Below are 18,300 nucleotides of genomic sequence, written 5' to 3'. Positions count from 1 at the left end.
CTACTCCCAAACCCGTTCGCCCCGAGCGAAGTCGAGGGGCCGTTGCGCAGACGTGTCTCGACTTCGCTCGACACGAACGGAAAACGTTTGAAAATCGCGATCATGCTGCCCGCTCCCGCGTGGTCATGAATTCGATCTTCTTGTCATAGGGCGCACCGAGTATCAGCCGCTTAACGTAGATCGACGGCAAATGGATGCAGTCAGGATCGAGGCTTCCGACCGGCACGATCTCCTCGACTTCGGCGACGCAAATCTTGCCCGAGGTCGCAGCCGGCTGGTTGAAGTTGCGGGCAGTCTTGCGGAACATCAGGTTGCCGCTCTCGTCGGCCTTCCAGCCCTTGATGATGCTTAGGTCGGCCCGGATGCCGCGCTCGAGGATATAATCCTCGCCGTCGAAATTCTTGACCTCCTTGCCCTCGGCCACCTGCGTGCCGACGCCGGTCTTCGTGTAAAATCCGGGGATGCCGGCGCCGCCGGCGCGCATGCGCTCGGCCAGCGTTCCCTGCGGGCAGAATTCCACCTCCAGCTCGCCGGCCAGATACTGCCGCTCGAACTCCTTATTCTCGCCGACGTAGGAGCTGATCATCTTCCTGACCTGGCGCGTGCGCAGCAGCTTGCCGAGCCCCTCATTGTCGATCCCGGCATTGTTGGAAGCGATGGTGAGGTTCTTGACCCCGCTGGCCTGGACAGCATCGATCAGCCGCTCGGGAATTCCGCACAGGCCGAACCCGCCCGCCGCGATGGTCATGCCGTCGAACAGCAGCCCGTCGAGCGCGTCCGCGGCATTGGGATAGATTTTCTGCAAGACCGATCTCCTTGGCTGCGGCTCTGCCGTCCGCATTCCCAAGGGTCAAGCCGGGTTAGTTTGCGCGGCTGCTGCGAAGCTTTGCAGCGACGATCCCCGCTTCGGCGCAGGCAGCGTCGTCGGCGGGATCCTCGCCCGACACGCCGACCGCGCCGATCCGGGCCTTGCCGTCGGCGCTGAACAGGGGAACGCCACCGGGCACGATGACGACATGGGGCGCGTCGCCAAACCCGGGCGTACTCCGCGCACCTTCGATCATTTGCGCGGTCGAGAACCCCCACGCCGCAGCGGCTTCGGCCTTGGCCCGGGCGAAATCGAAGATGCCGGTTCCATTGCCGTCCATCCGAAGCGCCGCGACGATATGGCCGCCGCTATCGACCACGACGATGGCGTGGCTTTGCTTCTTCGCGGTAGCGTGCGCCGCACAGCCGGCGACGATCGCCTGGGCGGATGCTGCATTGAGGGTTGGCGCGGACTGGGCTGTCGCGGCCGAAGTGAGTAGAATCAGGAGAAGTGCTGGTCGCATCATTCCCTCCACGTCATGCCAGCGAAGGCTGGCATCCATGACCGTTATGTGGGCCCCAGCCTCCGCTGGGGCGACGGGACAATCAAACCTGTTTCGACAAACTAACCGCGCAGAATCGCAAGCGCTTCCTCGCGCCTGTCCCACTGCACGAAAATATGATCGTGACGCAGCGCCGCGACGATATTGGCGCTGATTCCGGCTTCCGCCAGCAGCGATGACAATGCGGCGGTTAGCCCAACCGCGTCCAGGCTTGAGTGAACTCCAAGACTGATCCGTGCCCATTCGCCCGACGGATCGGGACGGATCAGGGTTAGCCCCTCGGCCTCGCGAACGATGGCGAAGTCGCCGTCGCCAAGCGTGGGCTTCGACGCTTCGGAAATGCTGTATCGATCGGCGTGCAGCTCGGGATCGAGCGCTGCGAGGAGCCGCGAAAGGTCGCGTTCCCCGTCCAATGCCTAGCCGCGCAGCTTCGAGAAGATGCCCTGCAGTTGCATGGCGTTGCCCATGTCGCCTTCGACCTTGAGCTTGCCGGTCATAAAGGCGGTCATGCCGTCGAGCGTGCCGTTGGCGAGCGACTGGAAATCGTCCCAGCTGACCTTGATGGTCGTGTCGGCCGCATTGTCGGCATCGCTGACCAGGCTGTTGGCGCCGTCGATCAGGATCACGCCGTCATCGCCGCCGAAGTCGATCTTGACCGTCTTGCCCGGAAGCCAGGCCCCCGCATCCTGCATCTTGGCCAGCAGATCCGCCTTGGTCATCGAAACTCTCCCGTCATGAATATGAGTTGCGACTAGCGACTGGCCAGCTTCCGTTCAAGGCAGTCTTGGCGGCAAGCCGACAGACGCCTATCTGACGCCACATGAGCTACGAAACCGACCTCCAGCTATTCATCGACGGCGTGTGGAAAAGCGGCGAAGGCCGCGACGCGCACACGGTCGTCAATCCCGCCAACGGCAGCGGCATCGCCGAAGTGCCCTACGCCTCCAGGGCCGACCTTGATGAGGCGCTTGCCGCCGCCGACCGGGCATTCCCCGAATGGCGGTCCACCGATGTCGAAAAGCGGGGCGCGATCCTGCACAAAGCCGCCGCGCTGCTGCGCGAACGCGCTGACCATATCGCCGCCACACTGACCCAGGAACAGGGCAAGATTTTGAACGAGGCGCGGCTCGAGGTGCTGGGCTCGGCGCAGCTGTTTGATTGGTACGCCGAGGAGATCAAGCGCGACTATGGCCGCACGCTGGTTCGCCCGGCGGGACAATTGTCGCGGGTGATCCGTCAGCCGGTCGGTCCGGTCGCCACCTTCAGCCCGTGGAATTTCCCGATCTATTTGCTGGCCAAGAAGGTCGCGGCCGCGCTTGCCGCAGGCTGCACCGTAGTTTCACGCCCGCCGCATGACACGCCAGGTGTCGCTACCGAATTATTCCGCGCGCTGGCCGACGCTGGCATCCCCAAGGGTGTCGCGCAGTTGGTTCACGGCGATGCCGATCTGATCAGCACGACCCTCATCGGCAGCAAGGAAATCCGCAAGGTCAGCTTCACCGGTTCGACCAACGTCGGCAAGCATTTGATGCGCCTCGCCGCCGACAGCATGACGCGGATCACGATGGAGCTGGGCGGTCATGCGCCGGTCCTGATCTTCGACGATTGCGACCTTGAAAAGACGCTCGACATGGTCGTCCCGCAGAAATTCCGGAACGCCGGCCAGGTGTGCGTCTCGCCGACCCGCTTCTACGTCCAGGAATCGATTTACGATGCGTTCCTCAAGGGCTTCGCCGAGCGCACCGCCAAGGTGAAGATCGGCAACGGACTGGATGAAGATACCCGCATGGGCCCGCTTGCAAATGCACGGCGGCCCGACGCTGTAGGCGCGCTGATCGAGGACGCCGCGGCCAAGGGCGCGCGCGTGCTCGCCGGAGGACAGAAGGGCGAAGGCGGATTCTTCTTCCAGCCGACCTTGCTCGCCGACGTTCCCAACACCGCCGACATCATGAACGATGAGCCGTTCGGCCCGGTGGCGGTGACCAAGTCCTTCTCGACCTTCGACGAGGTGATGGAGCAGGCCAACCGCCTGCCGTTCGGCCTCGCCGCCTTTGCCTTCACCGAGAACGGCCGCCGCGCGAACCTGATCGGCGACCTGATCGAAAGCGGCATGGTCGGCATCAACACCTTCGCAATCTCGGTCGCCGACGCCCCGTTCGGCGGCGTCAAGGATTCAGGTTTCGGCTCCGAAGGCGGCAAGGAAGGGCTGGAAAGCTATCAGGTGGTGAAGGCGATCCATCAGGCTTGAGCTACCGAGCGCAGCGAAGCGATTGCCTGGCAATCGCGAGCAGCGTGAAGTGCTAGCGAAAGTCGGACGGCCTGCGCCTGCAAGGCGACAGGACCGACGGCGCGGAAGCGAAGGTGACCGCAGGGCAATTTACTTCGCGCCGGAATACCCACTCAATGATAGAAATAGGGATCGAGCACCCTGACTTCCGTGATCTCGTCGACCGGCACGGAGTTGCGGGTCGCAACTTCGCGGATCGCCTCCGGGTTCGGCCCGTCGTAGACGCAAAATGTCTTTTTCTTGTCGGGCGTCACATAGCTGTGGACCCATGTGACGCCGCTGCCGGCATTGATTTCGACGACATTGAGCAAGGCTGCCGCGCCCTCTCCGTCAGTGGGGACATGCAATCCGTCGGGGAAGGTACGTTCGACCATATAGCGTGGCATGAGGATGTTCCCTTAAATCGATTTGGAAATGTGATCGCGGCCCACCTTCTCAGCCGTCGATGTCCCAGCCCAGTGCGACGCGAGCGGTGAAGTCGAGCTGCGGCTTCTCCTGCATCGGATGGAAGCGTGCTGCCTGAACGTCACGGAAGGCCCGCTCCAGCCCGGTCTTGCGATAGAAAGCAGCGCCGCCCGCAACTTCCATCGCCTTGCCGACCGTGTCGATGCACGCCTGTCCAACCAGCGTTCGGCACTGCATCGCCTCGCTGGTGGTTTCGGCTCCCGGGGTCCCGGTCTCGGCGATCTCGATCATTCGGCGCTGCGCCAGCCGCGCCACGAGCAGCCGGTTTTCCATTTCGCCGACATTCTGCGCCAGCAGCGGATCGACCGGCCGCTTCTTGGCCATTTCAAGTGCCCGCTTTCGGGCGCCCTCGGCCACTCCGACATAAGCGGAGTAGATCAGGCCGAATGCGATCATGCTGATGATGTGGAACAGCATGTGCCACTGGCCCTGCGGCCGTTTGCCGGCAATCGCCGCGTCGGGAATGAACAGCCCGTCGAACACGACATCGTCGGAGCCGGTGCCGCGCATGCCCATCACCTGCCAGGTCGGGGCGATGCTTACGCCCTCACCTTTCAGCGGCGCGCCAAAATGGAGCACGGTCGGTCCTTCGTCGGGATCGTCATAGACCGCACTGGTGTTGAGGATGTTGCCGACGGTCGAGCCGCTGGCGAAGGCCTTGCGCGCGGTCAGCTTGAAGCCGCCCTCGACCTTTTCCATCGTGCCGGCGCTTTGCAGCCAGTCCGACCCGCCGCTGGAGACCAGCTTCAGCTTTTCGGCGACCACGCGCTTCAGCAGGCCATCGGTCGGCGCGCCCTGGTTCTTCCAGCGCCACGCCGCGACCGCGACGATATGGCTGTGCATCGAGGCCGCAAGCGCGGTCGAGCCGCAGGCAGCGCCGATGACCTTCAGCGCTTCGGCGACCTCGCTGATGGATGCGCCGCCGCCGCCCAGCTCTTCGGGCACCAGCGCGATGAAGAAGCCGGCTTCCTCCAGCGCGGCGAAGCCTTCGCTGACAAAGCTGTCGTCCGCGTCGTGCCTGGCCGCATGCTCGGCAATTACGGCCGCGATTTCCTCGGCCTTTTGGGTCCAGTCGGTCGTCATGACTCTCTCGACAAGCGCCAACATCGGCATATCTCCATCCTGCAATTCGTTCGGGATGGGAAGCGCCTACAGTTTGCCGGCGGCGAGTAACTAGTTCAGCTTCTGAATTAGACTGCTACAGATTTTGTAGTTCGCGCCGTGGCCGGGGCTAATGCGCCGAATGCGTCGCTGCCGGCTCCCCCTCCGCGGCGATGCGGAGGTTCTGCATCATGCCATGATCGCCATGGAACATGATGTGGCAATGGATCAGGAAATCGCCGGTGAAGCGCTCGTAGCGGGTGCGGAAGGTGACGCGGACGTTCTCCTTTACGAAGACCGTGTCCTTCCACTCGCCCTTCAGGCCGGCGTAGTCGGGATCAAATGCCGGGCTCTTGGCGTCGGTTATGTCGACACCGCTGGCATTGGTAATCGAAACGATCTGGAACGGATTGACGTGAATATGCAGCGGGTGGTTCTCGTTCAGCGACGTCGTGCGCCATTCCTCGGCTTTCCCCAACGGCAGAACCGCGTCGATGCGATGATGGTCATAGTTGAGGCCATTGACTCGAAAAGCCGTCTCTTCAGGACCGCCGACGATATCGAGCAGTGCTTCGCGGTATCCGTTGACCTCCTTTTCCTCGATCGGCTTGTGCCAAACGAACGACGACAGCTTCAGGCCGTCGTTGAGGTCGCTAACGACGCGAGTGCGCACGGCCGCTTCCTCATCCGCCAGCGATTTTTCCGCTGAGCTGATCAGCATCGACCGGAGCAGCAGGTCCGGGTCGTCTTTCCCCCGGCTAGTGCCACTTGCGCCCACCAAGGCAACCATTCTTGATGGGTTCTTCTTCTCGGCGTTGTTGCGGCTGGTATCGTTGACCATGCAATAGAGGCCGGCTTCCGGCAGCCGCACAAGCATGTCCACCCGCTCGCCGGCGAACAGGACCGCCTCGTCCACCTTGCGAATTTGGGATCGCGTCAGGCCGTCGAGCGCGATCTGCCACATCGGCAGCGGCGCTCCGCCGCAATATCGCTCCCGCCAGGCGATTTGCTCCTCCGCCTTGACCGATCGAAGCGGCGGCGCGGCAGGATCAAGGCGATAGATCCGCATCCGCATCGATTCCCCGGTGCCGCCGTTGATCAGCCGCCAGCGCTCGAACTCGCCAGCCTTGGCGTCGCTCAACTGCGGCTCCACCTTGCCATTGATGCCGGTGTAGCGGCCCGTGAATCGCCAGCCCCAGTCATTGTCGAAGCTTTCGATGCGGCCGATCTTGCCCGGCGAGCAGGTGAACGGGCGAATGGGAACACCCTCTTTGTCGCGCTCGCCCTCGATGACGCCCTTGTCGTTCATGCAGCCATATTCGATTTGCTGGAGGATCATGACTCGCTCCGGAAAAGGCCGGCCGCGCTGGTCCTTCAGCAGTATGTCGATGTCGCCTGGCCTAGTCGCCGTCGGGAGGCGGTTACCGACGACAATCAGGGCGCCTGCCATGCCGCTGCCGACCTGGGCAAAGCCCGCGCCATGTGCATGCGGATGGTACCAGAATGTCCCGGCCGGATGGTCGGCGGGGATGTCATATTCGTATCGAAATGTCTCACCCGGGGGGATGGAGACCATGACATTGTCGCTGTGCCCTGCGGGGGAGACCCACAGCCCATGGGTGTGCAGGTTGGTGGTGCTGAAACAGGTGTGATCGGCGCGCTGCTTGTCGGTGCAGGGCTCGAGCTTGTTGTCGAGTTCGATCGACAGTTGCTGGCCGGGTGCGACCCTGATGGTCGGGGCAACGAAATCGCCCGGCTTGGCGCCCGATCCGACAAAGGACCGCAATTCGACCTTGTCGTCGCTCAGCGTCCAGGGATTGTAGAGCGTGCCCTGTGCCCGGCGAATTTCGAAATGATATGCCAATGGCGTCGCGGCAGGTGCCGCGGCCAGCATTGCCGCAACCAATATTCCCATATGCGCCCCCCGCTTCTCGGGAATTACGCGCCGTCCCCCGCCGCCCGTCTGAGCGTAAAATCAAGGCAGCGCAAGCGGGCACTCCACAAGCGGCACTTTGCGGGCTAGAGGCCGCCCATGTCTGAAATCTCGCTCCGCACCGGCGGCCGGATCCTTGTCGAGCAACTCAAGATCCAGGGTTGCGATCGCATCTTCACCGTACCCGGCGAAAGTTTCCTCGCGGTCCTGGACGCGTTTCATGACGCGCCGGAAATCGATGTGGTGGTTTGCCGTCAGGAAGGCGGCGTCAGCTACATGGCCGATGCCGACGGGAAGATGACCGGCAAGCCCGGCGTCGCCTTTGTCACTCGCGGCCCCGGCGCGACAAATGCCAGCGCCGGGGTTCATGTCGCTTTCCAGGATTCGACGCCAATGATCTTGTTCGTCGGCGATCTCGACCGTGCCGACCGCGATCGCGAAGGATTCCAGGAAATCGATATGGCCGCTTTCTTCGGCCCGATCTGCAAATGGGCGGCGCGGATCGACGACGCCCGCCGCATTCCAGAATATGTCGCCCGCGCTTTTCGCGTCGCCACCGCCGGTCGCCCTGGTCCAGTCGTGCTGGCGATCCCCGAGGATATGCTGCGCGACGAGGTCGAAGCGATCGATCGGCCGAAGATCGCGCCGATCGCCCAGCCGCCCTGCGCCGGGGCGATGGAAGCCATGTTCGGGCTATTGAAGGACGCGACCAATCCAGTAGCGATCATCGGCGGTGCCGGATGGGATCGCGACGCGGCCCATCATTTCGCGACTTTCGCCTATCGCTACGGAATCCCGACCGCCGCCGCCTTCCGCCGCCAGGACGCGATCGACAACGACTGCGCGGTCTATGCCGGCCAGCTTGGCTACGGACCCAACCCCAAGCTGCAACAACGCATCCGCGAAGCCGATTTGCTGCTTGTGGTCGGCGCCCGGCTCGGCGAGTCGACCACCGACGGCTACAAGCTGGTAACGCCCGACCATCCCGACCAGCTGCTGATCCATGTCCATCCCGATCCCAATGAGCTTGGCCGGGTATTCAAGGCGGACCTGCCGATCTGCGCCGACATGGGCGAGTTCGCCGAAATGGCGGCCGACTGGGCCGACCCAGAGCTGGTCCGGTTCAAGGATGGCGAAGAAGCGCACAAGGAATGGCTCGAATGGTCCGAGCCCTCCCCACGTGAAGAAGTGGCGCTCGACCTCGGTCCTTGCGTCAAGGCGATGCGTGATGCGCTCCCCGACAATACGATCATCTGCAACGGCGCCGGCAATTTCTCGGGCTGGTGGCACCGCTACTGGCATTATGGCGTAATGCCGACCCAGCTGGCGCCAACCAGCGGGACGATGGGCTATGGCCTGCCTGCCTCGGTTGCGGCCGCGCTGCGCTTCAAGGACCGGCCGGTCGTGTGCGTCGCCGGGGATGGCGATTTCCTGATGAATGGACAGGAACTGGCGACGGCGGCCCAATATGGCGCCGACCTGCTGGTCATCCTGGTCGACAATGGCGCCTATGGCACCATTCGTATGCACCAGGAGCGCGACTATCCCAAGCGGATCAGCGCGACCAAGCTCGCCAATCCGGACTTCGTCAAACTGGCCGAGGCCTATGGCGGCTGGGGCGAACGGATCGATACGACGGAAGGCTTTGCGCCCGCACTCGCCCGATCGATGGAGCGCGGGGGCATCCGGCTATTGCACTGCGTGACCGACGTCGAAGTGATCACCAATCAGACGACGATCTCGGCAATTCACGCGCGCTGAATCTAACCCGGAAACCCTTCGGCACCGATCAGCGGCACGAAACGGACCGGGCACAATTCTTCGCGCTTGAGAGATCCGTTGGGTTGCTTGGTGACCTTGACCAGATACTGGAGGGACTGCGGCTCGCCGATTGGCATGACAATTCGGCCGCCGGGCTTCAGCTGGTCGATCCAGCTTTGCGGAACATGGCTTCCGCTGGCCGCGGCGACGATCACGTCGAACGGCGCTTCTTCCGGCCAACCAAGCGTGCCATCGCCTTCGACGACGCGGACATTGGCGTAGCCGAGCCGCTCCATCCGTTGACGGGCGATCCCCACCAATTGATCGTGTCGTTCAATGGCGATCACTTCGCCAGCAATCCGGCCGATCACCGCGGCGGCGTAGCCTGATCCAGCGCCGACCTCGAGCACCTTGTCTCCTGCTTTTATCTCGGCCGCGTCTATCGTCAGCGCGACGATATATGGCTGGCTGATCGTTTGACCGCTTTCGATCGGCAGCGGCGAATCCTGATAGGCGTAGGCGGCGTACTCCGCGCCGACGAATTGCTCCCTGGGGACGGCGCGGAAGGCCGCGAGGAGCTTTGGATCGTCGAGCCCTCGCGCAGCAATCTGGCGCTGGACCATCTCCTCGCGAAGCTTTGCAAAATTTGCCATAAGCCACGGTTCCAATTCCTATCGGAGCGGAGGCGTTCCAATGACGGCCACTGACACCGTCTTCGCCGGGTCGATCCCGGCGATCTACGATCTTTACATGGTGCCGCTGGTATTTGCGCCCTATGCGCGCCTGGTTGGCGAGCGGGCCAGCGAATTGGCACCGCGCCGAATCCTTGAAACGGCCGCGGGCACCGGTGTGGTCACCGAACAGCTTCACCGCGCCGTTCCCACCGCCGAAATTGTCGCGACCGATCTCAACGGACCGATGCTTGAGCAGGCCGCCCTGCGAGTCAGCGGCCCAAACGTCCGCTTTAGCGTCGCAGATGCCCAGGCACTGCCCTTCGACGACGCCAGCTTCGATCTGGTTGTCTGCCAGTTTGGGGTCATGTTCTTTCCGGACAAGGTAGGGGCCAATTCCGAAGCATATCGCGTGCTCCGCGACGGCGGCCGTTACCTGCTCGTCATCTGGGACAAGATCGAGCGTAACCTGGCGACGCGGACGGCCGGGCGAGCGGTCGCCGACCTGTTCCCGGGCGAGGAACTGCGCTTCTACGAGCGGGTGCCGTTCCGCTACCATGACGTCGGCCAGATTGAGCAGGACCTGCTCGACGCCGGCTTTACCGACATCGAACTGGAAACGGTCGAGTTGAACAGCCACGCGGACTCCGCCCGCGACGCCGCGATCGCGCTGGTCCAGGGCACTCCGGTGCGTTCCGATATCGAGCAGATCGATCCGGGCCGCCTCGGCGAAGCCACCGACGCCGCCGAAGCGGCGCTGCGTCAATATGAAGGACCGGACGGGTTCGACGCGCCAATGTCGGCGCGGATAGTCACCGCGATCAAATAAGCCCGGCGAGCGGAGGAATCGTCGTCTAGATCAGCCCCGCAAGCGGGCTGCTAGGGTCGGCATAGCGCCGCTTGGCCATGCGGCCCGAGAGGTAAGCCAACCGGCCGCTTTCGACCGCGAGCTTCATCGCCCGTGCCATCATGATCGGGTCCTTGGCCTCGGCGATGGCGGTATTCATCAGCACTCCGTCGCAACCCAGCTCCATCGCCACCGCCGCATCGCTGGCGGTGCCAACCCCGGCATCGACCAGCACCGGCACCTTGGCGCCTTCGACGATCAACCTGATGGTGACGAGATTCTGGATGCCGAGCCCTGAACCGATCGGCGCGCCCAAGGGCATGATCGCCACCGCACCCGCCTCTTCCAGCTGCCTGGCCGCGATCGGGTCATCAACACAATAGACCATCGGCTGGAAACCCTCCTTGGCCAACACCTCCGTGGCACGAAGCGTTTCCCGCATGTCGGGGTAAAGCGTCTTGGCTTCACCCAGCACTTCCAGCTTGACCAGGTCCCAGCCGCCCGCCTCGCGCGCCAGCCTGAGCGTGCGGATCGCCTCCTCGGCGGTGAAACAGCCGGCCGTGTTGGGAAGGTAAGTGATCTTCTTGGGATCGATGAAATCCATCAGCATCGGCTGCTTGGGATCGCTGATGTTGACCCGCCGCACCGCGACCGTGACAATTTCCGCGCCCGATGCCTCGACCGCCGCGGCGTTCTGCTCGAAATCCTTATACTTGCCGGTGCCGACGATCAGCCGCGACGTGAAGCTGCGGCCGGCAACGGTCCAACTGTCGGTAGAATCAGCAATATCTTTCGAAACTTGGTATTCTACATTCACGATTCTACACCTGCCGCAGGACTCGAGAGGAGCGATATAGTCCCGATGCGAGCCAGCGTAAGCCTTGTCCTGCTTTTGCTGACCCCTTTGGCGTCCGCGGCCCATGCTTCGCCGGCCGATTCCGACATCGTCGTCCGCGCCGACGTCGCCCGATCGGAGATTGAGCGCATCCTCAACGCCGACAATCTCGACACCGAACAGCTCAGTCCGCAGGACGTCGCCGACCTGCTCGCCTCAATCCCGCGCGGCCGCGCCCCTGACGATTTCTGGCAGGCCTATCAAATTCACGTCGACGCATGGGTCCATCTTGCCGAGCTGACCGATGGCGAAATGGATGAAGGTGACGATGTCCCGCCCGAAGCGCTGGACAATGCCGAGGGGGCGATCAACCTGACCTTCGACTTGGTCGAGAGCATCGCGCGCAGCTATGGCGCGAAAATCCCGATACCAATCGGCGAAGTCCGGCGAATGGCCTGAGCGGGCTCAGCCGCCGCCGACAAAATGGACGATCTCGTAGGCGTCACCGTCCTCGACCATCACCTCGCCGAACGTCGACCGCGGGACGATTTCCAGGTTGCGTTCGACCGCGACCCTGAGCGGATCGAGACCAACTTCGGCGATGAGTTGTGCCAGATTGGTCCCGGCCGGCACCCGGCGGTGCTCGCCATTGATCATAACGCCTGCGGTGCCGTCGAGGGACATTGTCACGCTTTCGCTTCACGGATGAACCTGGCGCCCATATAGGGGCTGGCCATGGCGACGCCACCGCTGATCTTCGTCCTCAACGGGCCGAACCTCAATCTCCTCGGAAGCCGCGAACCGGAAATCTACGGATCGGACACGCTCGACGAGATTGCCGAAAGGTTGAGCGAGCAGGCCGGGGCGCTTGGCGTGAGTGTCGAAATCCGACAATCGAATCATGAGGGCCATTTGATCGACTGGCTGCACGAAGCCCAGGCGGTTGGCGCCAGGGCGGTGATCATCAACCCGGGCGGCTACAGCCACACCTCGGTGGCCCTTCACGACGCGGTAAAGGCGATTTCGACTCCTGTGATCGAAGTTCATTTGAGCGACCCGGAAACGCGCGAATCCTTCCGCCATACCGATCTCGTCGCGCTTGCCGCGAACCAGGTCATCAAGGGCAAAGGCGTGACTGGATACGCACTGGCACTGGACGCGGCGGCCCGGCTCTGACAGGGAGCGCCGCTACGGATTTCAAAGGGTTTGTGAAATGGTCGATCCCAAGGAACAGCAGGCGATGCGCGTCGATACCGCGCTGGTAAAAGAGCTCGCCGAGTTGCTGTCCGCCAACGAACTGACCGAAATAGAGGTCGAGGACGGGGGCCGCCGGATCAAGGTCGTTCGCCAGGCCATTCGCGAAGTGCTTGCCTCCGGCCCATCCTATAATTCCATGCCTGCCGCAGCCACCCAGGCGCCGGCTGCCGCACCGGTAGCGGAGGCGGCACCTGCCGCTCCGGTCGATGCCGTAAAATCGCCGATGGTCGGAACCGCCTATCTGTCGCCGGAACCGGGCGCAAAGCCGTTCATCGCGGTCGGATCGCCAGTCAAGCAGGGCGACACGCTGCTGATCATTGAAGCGATGAAGGTGATGAACCCGATTACCGCTCCAAAGGGCGGCAAGATCTCGCAGATCCTGATTAGCGACTCCCAGCCGGTCGAGTTCGACCAGCCGCTCGTCGTCATCGAGTAAGACCGGATGACGATCCAGAAGCTCTTGATCGCCAACCGCGGCGAGATTGCGTTGCGCATTCACCGTGCCTGCCACGAGTTGGGCATAAAGACGGTCGCGGTCCATTCGACCGCCGACGCAGACGCGATGCACGTCCGCCTTGCCGATGAAGCAGTCTGTATCGGCCCGCCGCCGGCCAAGGACAGCTATCTCAATGTCGCCAACATCATCTCGGCGGCGGAGATTACCCACGCCGATGCGGTCCATCCCGGCTACGGCTTCCTGAGCGAGAACGCCCAGTTTGCCGAAATCGTCGAGAGCCACAATCTGATCTGGGTCGGCCCGAAGCCGGAGCATATCAGAATCATGGGCGACAAGATCGAGGCGAAGAACACCGCCGCGAAGCTCGGCCTGCCGCTGGTCCCCGGTTCACCCGGCCCGCTGCACAGTGTCGACGAAGCCAAGCTAATCGCCCGCGAGATCGGCTATCCGGTGCTGGTCAAGGCCGCGTCCGGCGGCGGTGGCCGCGGCATGAAGGTCGTCCCATCGGAAGACCAGCTTGAAAGCCTGATGGGCCAGGCGTCGTCAGAAGCCAATGCGGCGTTCGGCGACCCGACCGTCTACATGGAAAAATACCTCGGCGACCCGCGTCACATCGAGTTCCAGGTGTTCGGCGATGGCAACGGCAAGGCGATCCATCTCGGCGAGCGCGATTGCTCGATCCAGCGCCGCCACCAGAAAGTCATCGAGGAGGCGCCCTCTCCTGTAATCTCCGCTGACCAGCGCGCGGAAATGGGGGCTCTGGTCGCCCAGGCCATGGCCGAGATGGGTTATCGCGGCGCCGGTACGATCGAGTTCCTCTACGAGGACGGCAAATTCTACTTCATCGAGATGAACACCCGGCTGCAGGTCGAGCATCCGGTGACCGAGCTGATCAGCGACATCGACCTGGTCGCCGAGCAGATCCGGGTCGCCCAGGGCGACGGGCTGTCGGTGACGCAAAGCCAGGTCCAGCTTCACGGCCATGCGATCGAGTGCCGGATCAACGCCGAGGACCCGCAGACTTTTGCCCCATCGCCGGGCCTGGTGAAAAACTACGTCGCGCCAGGCGGCATGCACGTCCGCGTCGATAGCGGGCTCTACGCCGGCTATAAGGTGCCGCCCTATTACGACAGCATGATCGGCAAGTTGATCGTCTATGGCATCGATCGCGAAAGCTGCATCCGCCGATTGAAGCGCGCTCTTGAGGAGTTCGTGGTTGAAGGGATGAAGACCACGGTTCCGCTGCACCAGCGGATCATCGCCACCGACGCTTTCAAGACCGGCGATTACACCATCAAATGGCTCGAGCGCTGGCTCGACGAGAGCCCGGTGCCGACGCCCGCCGAATAGGCGCATCCATGGGCGGGTTAGCGCGTTTCAGCCGCTGCAATGCCCTATCGCGCTACTCCATCGGGAGCCGATCGCACGAAAGCCGTCGTCGCGGTTGTCGCGATCTACGCGCTGATTATCGGGGCCGTGCTGCTGATCCCGGCCGGATCGCCGTTGCGGCTTGGCGAAGACCAGCCGACCGCCCTGATCGACATCAACGAAATCCCGGAGCCCCAGCCGCCGCCAGACGAGCAGCCTGGAAAGGCCAAGGAAGAGGAAGGCGCATCCGGCAGGAAAGCCGAGCCGACCGAAGTCGTCGTCCCCAAGCCGAAGCAGGTCGTTCCGGCGAAATCCCCGGTCGCGGCAGCGCCAGTCGCCGGAACCGGCGCGGAATCGACCGCCGGCGCTGCGAACGCCGGCATAGGACCCGGAGCCGGAGGGTCTGGAGTGGGCAGCGGGGGCGGCGGTACGGGAGGTGGCGGATCGCCGGCACAATGGATCTCTGGCGGCCTCCAGAACAGCGACTATCCGCGCACCGCATTGCACGACAGGCTGCAGGGACGGGTCAGCGTGCGCTTTACCGTCTTGACCAGCGGCCGCATCGCCAATTGCCGCATCACGGCATCGAGCGGCAGCCCGCTGCTTGATGCGACCACATGCCGGTTGCTGACAAAGCGGCTGCGCTTCCGTCCAGCAACCACCAATTCCGGTGTTCCTATCCAGAGCGAGCTCGGCAGCGACTATACCTGGGGAATCAATTTCCGCCGTTATTAGTTGGCAGCGACGAGGCTGCTGCCCGCGCCACTTTCGGTCAGGCGCTTCGCATCCCAGCCATAAACGTCTTCGAGATAAGTAATCGAAGTCCCGTCGGGCACGGCGGTCAAGTAAGCGACATAGATCGGGACGGGCTTGTCGAGCGGCACCTTGATGTCAGGCTCCTCGGATGCGGCCTTGAGCGACCTTCCGAACAGCCACCGCCCCAGCCGCGCTGCATCTTCCAGCCTGATGCAGCCGCCACTGAACAGCCGCACCTCATGCGTCAGCAATTGCGGCTGCGACGTGTCGTGCAGGTAAACCCCATAGGGGTTGGGGAAGGTATATTTGATTTTGCCCAGCACATTGCGGGGGCCGGGCAGCTGGCGGACGCGGACTCGCACCTTGCCGTCATTGACGGCCTGCCAGTCAACAGTCGCGGGATCGATGACGGCCGGATTTTCTCCCCAATCTGACAGCACCTGGTAACCACGCGACTTGAGGTAGCCGAGGCCGTATTTCTGGACGTAGATGCCGACATCGTCGCCGACCAGGTCGGGCGGGACGTTCCAGTATGGATTGAGCGATGCATAGGTCAGCGCCCCGGCCATCATCGGCGTCTTGCGGTCATCGCGGCCCTGACCGACGACGACCTTCATCGAGTCCGCCGGGCGCCCATCCTCGTACATGTAGAGGCGCTGCGCCGCGATGTTGACCAGCACATAACGACCGCTGGAAGGGAGGATCCGCACGCGATTGAGATTGACCCGAAGCACCGCTTCGGCTCGGGCATCGCCGCTGTTCCTGGCGGCCGCGACGGCGCGGCGCAGATCGGCATAGCTGGGATGCATGAAAGGCATGGCGTCGACCCACCGCTCCAGCGAGGGAGCAGCCGCGGCTTGCGCCAGCAGCGCGGAGGCCGAAGGCGCAGCAGGAACGGCACCGCGATCGACGATCGCCCATTCCTTAGAAGGCGTCGAACGAAGCGCGGTCACATAATCGACCAGCGCCCGGTCAAACAAAGCATTGGCCCGATCGACGGCTTTCAATTTCCCTTCGGACGCCGAACGCAGCGCCTTCAGCATTGGCTTTAGCTTGAATCGGGCGGGATCGAGCCCATCGAGGTCGGATGTCTGAAGCAGGGCAAGAAAATGGCTCGCTGCCCGCTGGTCCGATGTGACCCACTGCGGGCCAGACGCAGGGTCGATTTTTTCCGCTGCCAGTGCCGCGCGAGAAGCCAAGGCTGGCTGTACCGGCGCAAGCGCCAGCAGGCTTGCCACGGCCAGCATGGCGAAGCCCGCCGGACGCAGGGGGCGTCCGGCGGGCTTTTCGGACCCACTAATCTTGGTCCTTGACCCCATTAGCCACGTTCACCTGAGGCTGGCGGGGGAGGTGCCGTGTTCGGCGCATAGCCGGACGGGGTGCCCTGGTAATATTGACCGTTATAGACATAGCCATCGGCCTGTCCGTCACGATCATTGTCGGCCCAGACTGCACCGACCAGGCCGCCGATCGCTGCGCCGACGACAGCGCCAGTGATCGGGCTGAGGCCCGGAATTACCGCACCGGCAACGGCGCCGCCAACCGCGCCGACGGCAGCGCCGGTGGCGACCCGGCGAAGCGTCGGATCGTATCCCGACGGCGTCCCGGCATAATAGGTGCCGTTGTGGACATAACCGTCGGCATAGCCGTCATTGTTGTTATCGGCCCAAACCGCACCGGCCAGACCGCCGATCGCCGCGCCAACCGCGGCCCCTTCGATCACGTTCACGCCAGGCACCACGGCGCCAACCGCCGCACCGCCCGTTGCTCCGATCGCCGCGCCCTGGGCAATGTTGCCCGCTTGTTCGCTATTCGCGGCGCATGCGCCGAGCGACAGGGTACCGGCGAGCAGAACTGCAATCATCGACTTACGCATCTTCTGACTCCCTTTTATGTTCTATGAATGGACCGTGCCCCAGGACCCAACGCCCCCGGCAGCGGTGCACAAGTCACGTTCGCCAAACGAGAGTCGACGGAGGAGGTTCCGGCAAGACAACGCCCATGGGCATCAGTTCGCCGTAATCGCTGTTATGCGCCGTCTCTCTGTGGCACGCTTAAATGGTGCAATGAACGGAATCGAAATGAAGGCCACCATTTATCACAACCCAATGTGCGGTACGTCCCGCAAGACGCTGGAAATTCTGGAAAATGAAGGCGCCGACATCGACGTTGTCGAATATCTGAAAGCGCCGCCAAGCAGGGACGAGCTGCAACGGCTCTATCTACGCGCCGGAATCACCCCACGCCAGGGGCTGCGCGACAAGGAGCCGCTGGCCGTCGAGCTGGGCCTGACCGACCCATCGGTTAGCGACGGCGTGATTTTGAACGCGATGATGGAACATCCGATCCTGATTCAGCGTCCGCTGGTTGAAACCGAAAAGGGCGTGCGACTGTGCCGCCCACAGGACGAGGTGCGCCAGATTCTGTGAGCGAGGGCCTGGATCCGCGGATGCTCTTGCGCGGCTATGCTGCCGGCATATTTCCCATGGCCGACAGCCGCGGCGCGGGCGACATCTTCTGGGTTGAGCCGCGTAGCCGGGCAATCATCCCCCTCGATGAGTTTCACCTTTCGCGATCGCTGGCCAAACGCGTCCGGTCGGGGAAATTCCAGGTCACCCGAGACACGGCTTTTCATGAAGTGCTGCTGGCCTGTGCCGATCGCGAGGAAACCTGGATCAACCGGGTCATCGAGCGGGCTACCCTTGGCCTTCACGCCGTCGGCCACGCCCACTCGATCGAGTGTTGGCAGGACGGCCAGCTGGTTGGAGGCCTATACGGCGTCAAGCTTGGCCGCGCCTTCTTTGGGGAATCGATGTTCAGCCGCGTGACGGACGCATCAAAGGTCGCTCTGGCCTGGCTGGTGGCGCGGCTGAAAGTCGGCAATTTTACCTTGCTCGATTGCCAGTTCATCACGCCCCATCTGGAAAGGCTTGGGGCGCGGGCGGTAAGCCGTGAACATTATGTCGAATTGCTAACCGCGGCGCTGTCGTCGACCGCAGGCGCCGGCGTACTGACGGCTGGCGCTGATTCATTGCCGATCGGCGTTTCGTCAGCCGAGTCGCTCCCGCCGCCCGAGTTTGAAGCGCTCGACGCCCTTCTGGAATCTGATGGAGCCGCTGGCGCCGCCGGCCCTGAGGGCCAGTTCATTGCGCAGCTCTTGGGCCACACGTCGTAAACGGGATCCTCGACCAC

21 protein-coding genes and 1 pseudogene are annotated in these 18,300 nt (G+C 63.3%); 10 read left to right on the top strand and 12 right to left on the bottom strand.

Annotated elements, in window-relative coordinates:
* Positions 1-100: 100 nt before the first annotated feature.
* The 4 genes from LZ518_RS01290 to LZ518_RS01275 form a co-directional block, all read right to left on the bottom strand.
* Positions 101-805, bottom strand: a complete 705-nt coding sequence (locus LZ518_RS01290) for a CoA transferase subunit A (protein ID WP_249914249.1) — start codon at positions 803-805, stop codon at positions 101-103.
* Between the two features lie 55 nt (positions 806-860).
* Positions 861-1,370: a GlcG/HbpS family heme-binding protein gene (locus LZ518_RS01285; protein ID WP_249914248.1), complete on the bottom strand. Its 510-nt coding sequence runs from the start codon at positions 1,368-1,370 to the stop codon at positions 861-863.
* 62 nt (positions 1,371-1,432) lie between these two features.
* Positions 1,433-1,783: an ACT domain-containing protein gene (locus tag LZ518_RS01280; RefSeq protein WP_249914247.1), complete on the bottom strand. Its 351-nt coding sequence runs from the start codon at positions 1,781-1,783 to the stop codon at positions 1,433-1,435.
* A gap of 3 nt (positions 1,784-1,786) precedes the next feature.
* The gene (locus tag LZ518_RS01275; protein ID WP_249914246.1) at positions 1,787-2,089 is read right to left on the bottom strand and encodes an SCP2 sterol-binding domain-containing protein; all 303 of its coding nucleotides are present in this window, start codon (positions 2,087-2,089) and stop codon (positions 1,787-1,789) included.
* A gap of 101 nt (positions 2,090-2,190) precedes the next feature.
* On the opposite strand from LZ518_RS01275, the gene LZ518_RS01270 reads away from it, so the two are divergent.
* Positions 2,191-3,618, top strand: coding sequence for an NAD-dependent succinate-semialdehyde dehydrogenase (locus LZ518_RS01270; protein WP_249914245.1), 1,428 nt, complete (start codon positions 2,191-2,193; stop codon positions 3,616-3,618).
* 152 nt (positions 3,619-3,770) lie between these two features.
* Here the strand turns inward: LZ518_RS01270 and LZ518_RS01265 are convergent, their stop codons facing one another.
* The 3 genes from LZ518_RS01265 to LZ518_RS01255 all read right to left on the bottom strand — a co-directional run bounded on the left by LZ518_RS01265 (position 3,771) and on the right by LZ518_RS01255 (position 7,138).
* Positions 3,771-4,043: a DUF4242 domain-containing protein gene (locus tag LZ518_RS01265; RefSeq protein WP_249914244.1), complete on the bottom strand. Its 273-nt coding sequence runs from the start codon at positions 4,041-4,043 to the stop codon at positions 3,771-3,773.
* Between the two features lie 49 nt (positions 4,044-4,092).
* Positions 4,093-5,229: an acyl-CoA dehydrogenase family protein gene (locus LZ518_RS01260; RefSeq protein ID WP_249914243.1), complete on the bottom strand. Its 1,137-nt coding sequence runs from the start codon at positions 5,227-5,229 to the stop codon at positions 4,093-4,095.
* Between the two features lie 124 nt (positions 5,230-5,353).
* A complete protein-coding gene (locus LZ518_RS01255) occupies positions 5,354-7,138 on the bottom strand; it encodes a multicopper oxidase family protein (RefSeq protein ID WP_249914242.1) in 1,785 nt (594 codons plus the stop codon).
* Positions 7,139-7,255: 117 nt separating this feature from the next.
* On the opposite strand from LZ518_RS01255, the gene LZ518_RS01250 reads away from it, so the two are divergent.
* The gene (locus tag LZ518_RS01250) at positions 7,256-8,917 is read left to right on the top strand and encodes a thiamine pyrophosphate-binding protein (protein ID WP_249914241.1); all 1,662 of its coding nucleotides are present in this window, start codon (positions 7,256-7,258) and stop codon (positions 8,915-8,917) included.
* Positions 8,918-8,919: 2 nt separating this feature from the next.
* On the opposite strand, the gene LZ518_RS01245 is transcribed toward LZ518_RS01250, so the two are convergent.
* Positions 8,920-9,570, bottom strand: coding sequence for a protein-L-isoaspartate(D-aspartate) O-methyltransferase (locus tag LZ518_RS01245; RefSeq protein WP_249914240.1), 651 nt, complete (start codon positions 9,568-9,570; stop codon positions 8,920-8,922).
* A gap of 40 nt (positions 9,571-9,610) precedes the next feature.
* Here LZ518_RS01245 and LZ518_RS01240 point away from each other — a divergent pair, with 40 nt between their 5' ends.
* Positions 9,611-10,417 carry a class I SAM-dependent methyltransferase gene (locus tag LZ518_RS01240; RefSeq protein ID WP_249914239.1) on the top strand — a complete coding sequence of 269 codons (807 nt, stop codon included), beginning with the start codon at positions 9,611-9,613 and terminating at the stop codon, positions 10,415-10,417.
* A gap of 25 nt (positions 10,418-10,442) precedes the next feature.
* Here the strand turns inward: LZ518_RS01240 and LZ518_RS01235 are convergent, their stop codons facing one another.
* Entirely contained in the window at positions 10,443-11,252 is an 810-nt protein-coding gene (locus LZ518_RS01235; protein ID WP_431358203.1) for a bifunctional sulfur carrier protein/thiazole synthase protein, read from the bottom strand.
* 45 nt (positions 11,253-11,297) lie between these two features.
* Here LZ518_RS01235 and LZ518_RS01230 point away from each other — a divergent pair, with 45 nt between their 5' ends.
* A complete protein-coding gene (locus tag LZ518_RS01230; RefSeq protein WP_249914238.1) occupies positions 11,298-11,729 on the top strand; it encodes a hypothetical protein in 432 nt (143 codons plus the stop codon).
* A gap of 9 nt (positions 11,730-11,738) precedes the next feature.
* On the opposite strand, the pseudogene thiS reads toward LZ518_RS01230, so the two are convergent.
* Positions 11,739-11,954 (bottom strand): annotated as a pseudogene (gene thiS, locus LZ518_RS01225) (sulfur carrier protein ThiS); the annotation flags it as partial.
* A 51-nt stretch (positions 11,955-12,005) separates the two neighbouring features.
* Between thiS and LZ518_RS01220 the strand changes: the two are divergent.
* Genes LZ518_RS01220 through LZ518_RS01205 form a run of 4 tightly spaced genes read left to right on the top strand, consistent with a single transcriptional unit; the run spans position 12,006 to position 15,087 of the window.
* Complete coding sequence (locus LZ518_RS01220) at positions 12,006-12,446, top strand: type II 3-dehydroquinate dehydratase (RefSeq protein ID WP_249914237.1); 441 nt, start codon at positions 12,006-12,008, stop codon at positions 12,444-12,446.
* Between the two features lie 37 nt (positions 12,447-12,483).
* Positions 12,484-12,963, top strand: a complete 480-nt coding sequence (gene accB, locus LZ518_RS01215; protein ID WP_249914236.1) for an acetyl-CoA carboxylase biotin carboxyl carrier protein — start codon at positions 12,484-12,486, stop codon at positions 12,961-12,963.
* 6 nt (positions 12,964-12,969) lie between these two features.
* A complete protein-coding gene (gene accC / locus LZ518_RS01210) occupies positions 12,970-14,334 on the top strand; it encodes an acetyl-CoA carboxylase biotin carboxylase subunit (RefSeq protein WP_249914235.1) in 1,365 nt (454 codons plus the stop codon).
* Positions 14,335-14,373: 39 nt separating this feature from the next.
* Complete coding sequence (locus tag LZ518_RS01205) at positions 14,374-15,087, top strand: energy transducer TonB (protein WP_249914234.1); 714 nt, start codon at positions 14,374-14,376, stop codon at positions 15,085-15,087.
* Here LZ518_RS01205 and LZ518_RS01200 read toward each other — a convergent pair.
* Complete coding sequence (locus LZ518_RS01200; RefSeq protein ID WP_249914233.1) at positions 15,084-16,355, bottom strand: L,D-transpeptidase family protein; 1,272 nt, start codon at positions 16,353-16,355, stop codon at positions 15,084-15,086. The genes LZ518_RS01205 and LZ518_RS01200 overlap by 4 nt on opposite strands.
* 71 nt (positions 16,356-16,426) lie before the next feature.
* Complete coding sequence (locus LZ518_RS01195; RefSeq protein WP_249914232.1) at positions 16,427-16,984, bottom strand: YMGG-like glycine zipper-containing protein; 558 nt, start codon at positions 16,982-16,984, stop codon at positions 16,427-16,429.
* Positions 16,985-17,189: 205 nt separating this feature from the next.
* Here LZ518_RS01195 and arsC point away from each other — a divergent pair, with 205 nt between their 5' ends.
* Together arsC and aat are read left to right on the top strand one after the other, a co-directional pair.
* Entirely contained in the window at positions 17,190-17,537 is a 348-nt protein-coding gene (gene arsC / locus LZ518_RS01190; RefSeq protein ID WP_249914231.1) for an arsenate reductase (glutaredoxin), read from the top strand.
* A gap of 20 nt (positions 17,538-17,557) precedes the next feature.
* The gene (gene aat / locus LZ518_RS01185; RefSeq protein ID WP_249916462.1) at positions 17,558-18,283 is read left to right on the top strand and encodes a leucyl/phenylalanyl-tRNA--protein transferase; all 726 of its coding nucleotides are present in this window, start codon (positions 17,558-17,560) and stop codon (positions 18,281-18,283) included.
* Positions 18,284-18,300: the final 17 nt, after the last annotated feature.

Origin of the sequence: Sphingomonas brevis (assembly GCF_023516505.1) — a bacterium.
In the GTDB taxonomy this organism is placed as follows: domain Bacteria; phylum Pseudomonadota; class Alphaproteobacteria; order Sphingomonadales; family Sphingomonadaceae; genus Sphingomicrobium; species Sphingomicrobium breve.
The sequence above is the reverse complement of the archived record's forward strand: the minus strand, read 5'-3'. Positions and strand labels throughout refer to the sequence as shown.

Excerpts from the sequence above, each read along its gene's own strand:
- LZ518_RS01285 (WP_249914248.1), bottom strand. The coding sequence starts at position 1,370 with ATGGATGCCAGCCTTCGCTGGCATGACGTGGAGGGAATGATGCGACCA.
- LZ518_RS01275 (WP_249914246.1), bottom strand. The coding sequence starts at position 2,089 with ATGACCAAGGCGGATCTGCTGGCCAAGATGCAGGATGCGGGGGCCTGG.
- LZ518_RS01270 (WP_249914245.1), top strand. The coding sequence starts at position 2,191 with ATGAGCTACGAAACCGACCTCCAGCTATTCATCGACGGCGTGTGGAAA.
- LZ518_RS01265 (WP_249914244.1), bottom strand. The coding sequence starts at position 4,043 with ATGCCACGCTATATGGTCGAACGTACCTTCCCCGACGGATTGCATGTC.
- LZ518_RS01260 (WP_249914243.1), bottom strand. The coding sequence starts at position 5,229 with ATGTTGGCGCTTGTCGAGAGAGTCATGACGACCGACTGGACCCAAAAG.
- LZ518_RS01255 (WP_249914242.1), bottom strand. The coding sequence starts at position 7,138 with ATGGGAATATTGGTTGCGGCAATGCTGGCCGCGGCACCTGCCGCGACG.
- LZ518_RS01250 (WP_249914241.1), top strand. The coding sequence starts at position 7,256 with ATGTCTGAAATCTCGCTCCGCACCGGCGGCCGGATCCTTGTCGAGCAA.
- LZ518_RS01245 (WP_249914240.1), bottom strand. The coding sequence starts at position 9,570 with ATGGCAAATTTTGCAAAGCTTCGCGAGGAGATGGTCCAGCGCCAGATT.
- LZ518_RS01240 (WP_249914239.1), top strand. The coding sequence starts at position 9,611 with ATGACGGCCACTGACACCGTCTTCGCCGGGTCGATCCCGGCGATCTAC.
- LZ518_RS01230 (WP_249914238.1), top strand. The coding sequence starts at position 11,298 with ATGCGAGCCAGCGTAAGCCTTGTCCTGCTTTTGCTGACCCCTTTGGCG.
- LZ518_RS01220 (WP_249914237.1), top strand. The coding sequence starts at position 12,006 with ATGGCGACGCCACCGCTGATCTTCGTCCTCAACGGGCCGAACCTCAAT.
- accB (WP_249914236.1), top strand. The coding sequence starts at position 12,484 with ATGGTCGATCCCAAGGAACAGCAGGCGATGCGCGTCGATACCGCGCTG.
- accC (WP_249914235.1), top strand. The coding sequence starts at position 12,970 with ATGACGATCCAGAAGCTCTTGATCGCCAACCGCGGCGAGATTGCGTTG.
- LZ518_RS01205 (WP_249914234.1), top strand. The coding sequence starts at position 14,374 with ATGCCCTATCGCGCTACTCCATCGGGAGCCGATCGCACGAAAGCCGTC.
- LZ518_RS01200 (WP_249914233.1), bottom strand. The coding sequence starts at position 16,355 with ATGCTGGCCGTGGCAAGCCTGCTGGCGCTTGCGCCGGTACAGCCAGCC.
- LZ518_RS01195 (WP_249914232.1), bottom strand. The coding sequence starts at position 16,984 with ATGCGTAAGTCGATGATTGCAGTTCTGCTCGCCGGTACCCTGTCGCTC.
- arsC (WP_249914231.1), top strand. The coding sequence starts at position 17,190 with ATGAAGGCCACCATTTATCACAACCCAATGTGCGGTACGTCCCGCAAG.
- aat (WP_249916462.1), top strand. The coding sequence starts at position 17,558 with ATGCTCTTGCGCGGCTATGCTGCCGGCATATTTCCCATGGCCGACAGC.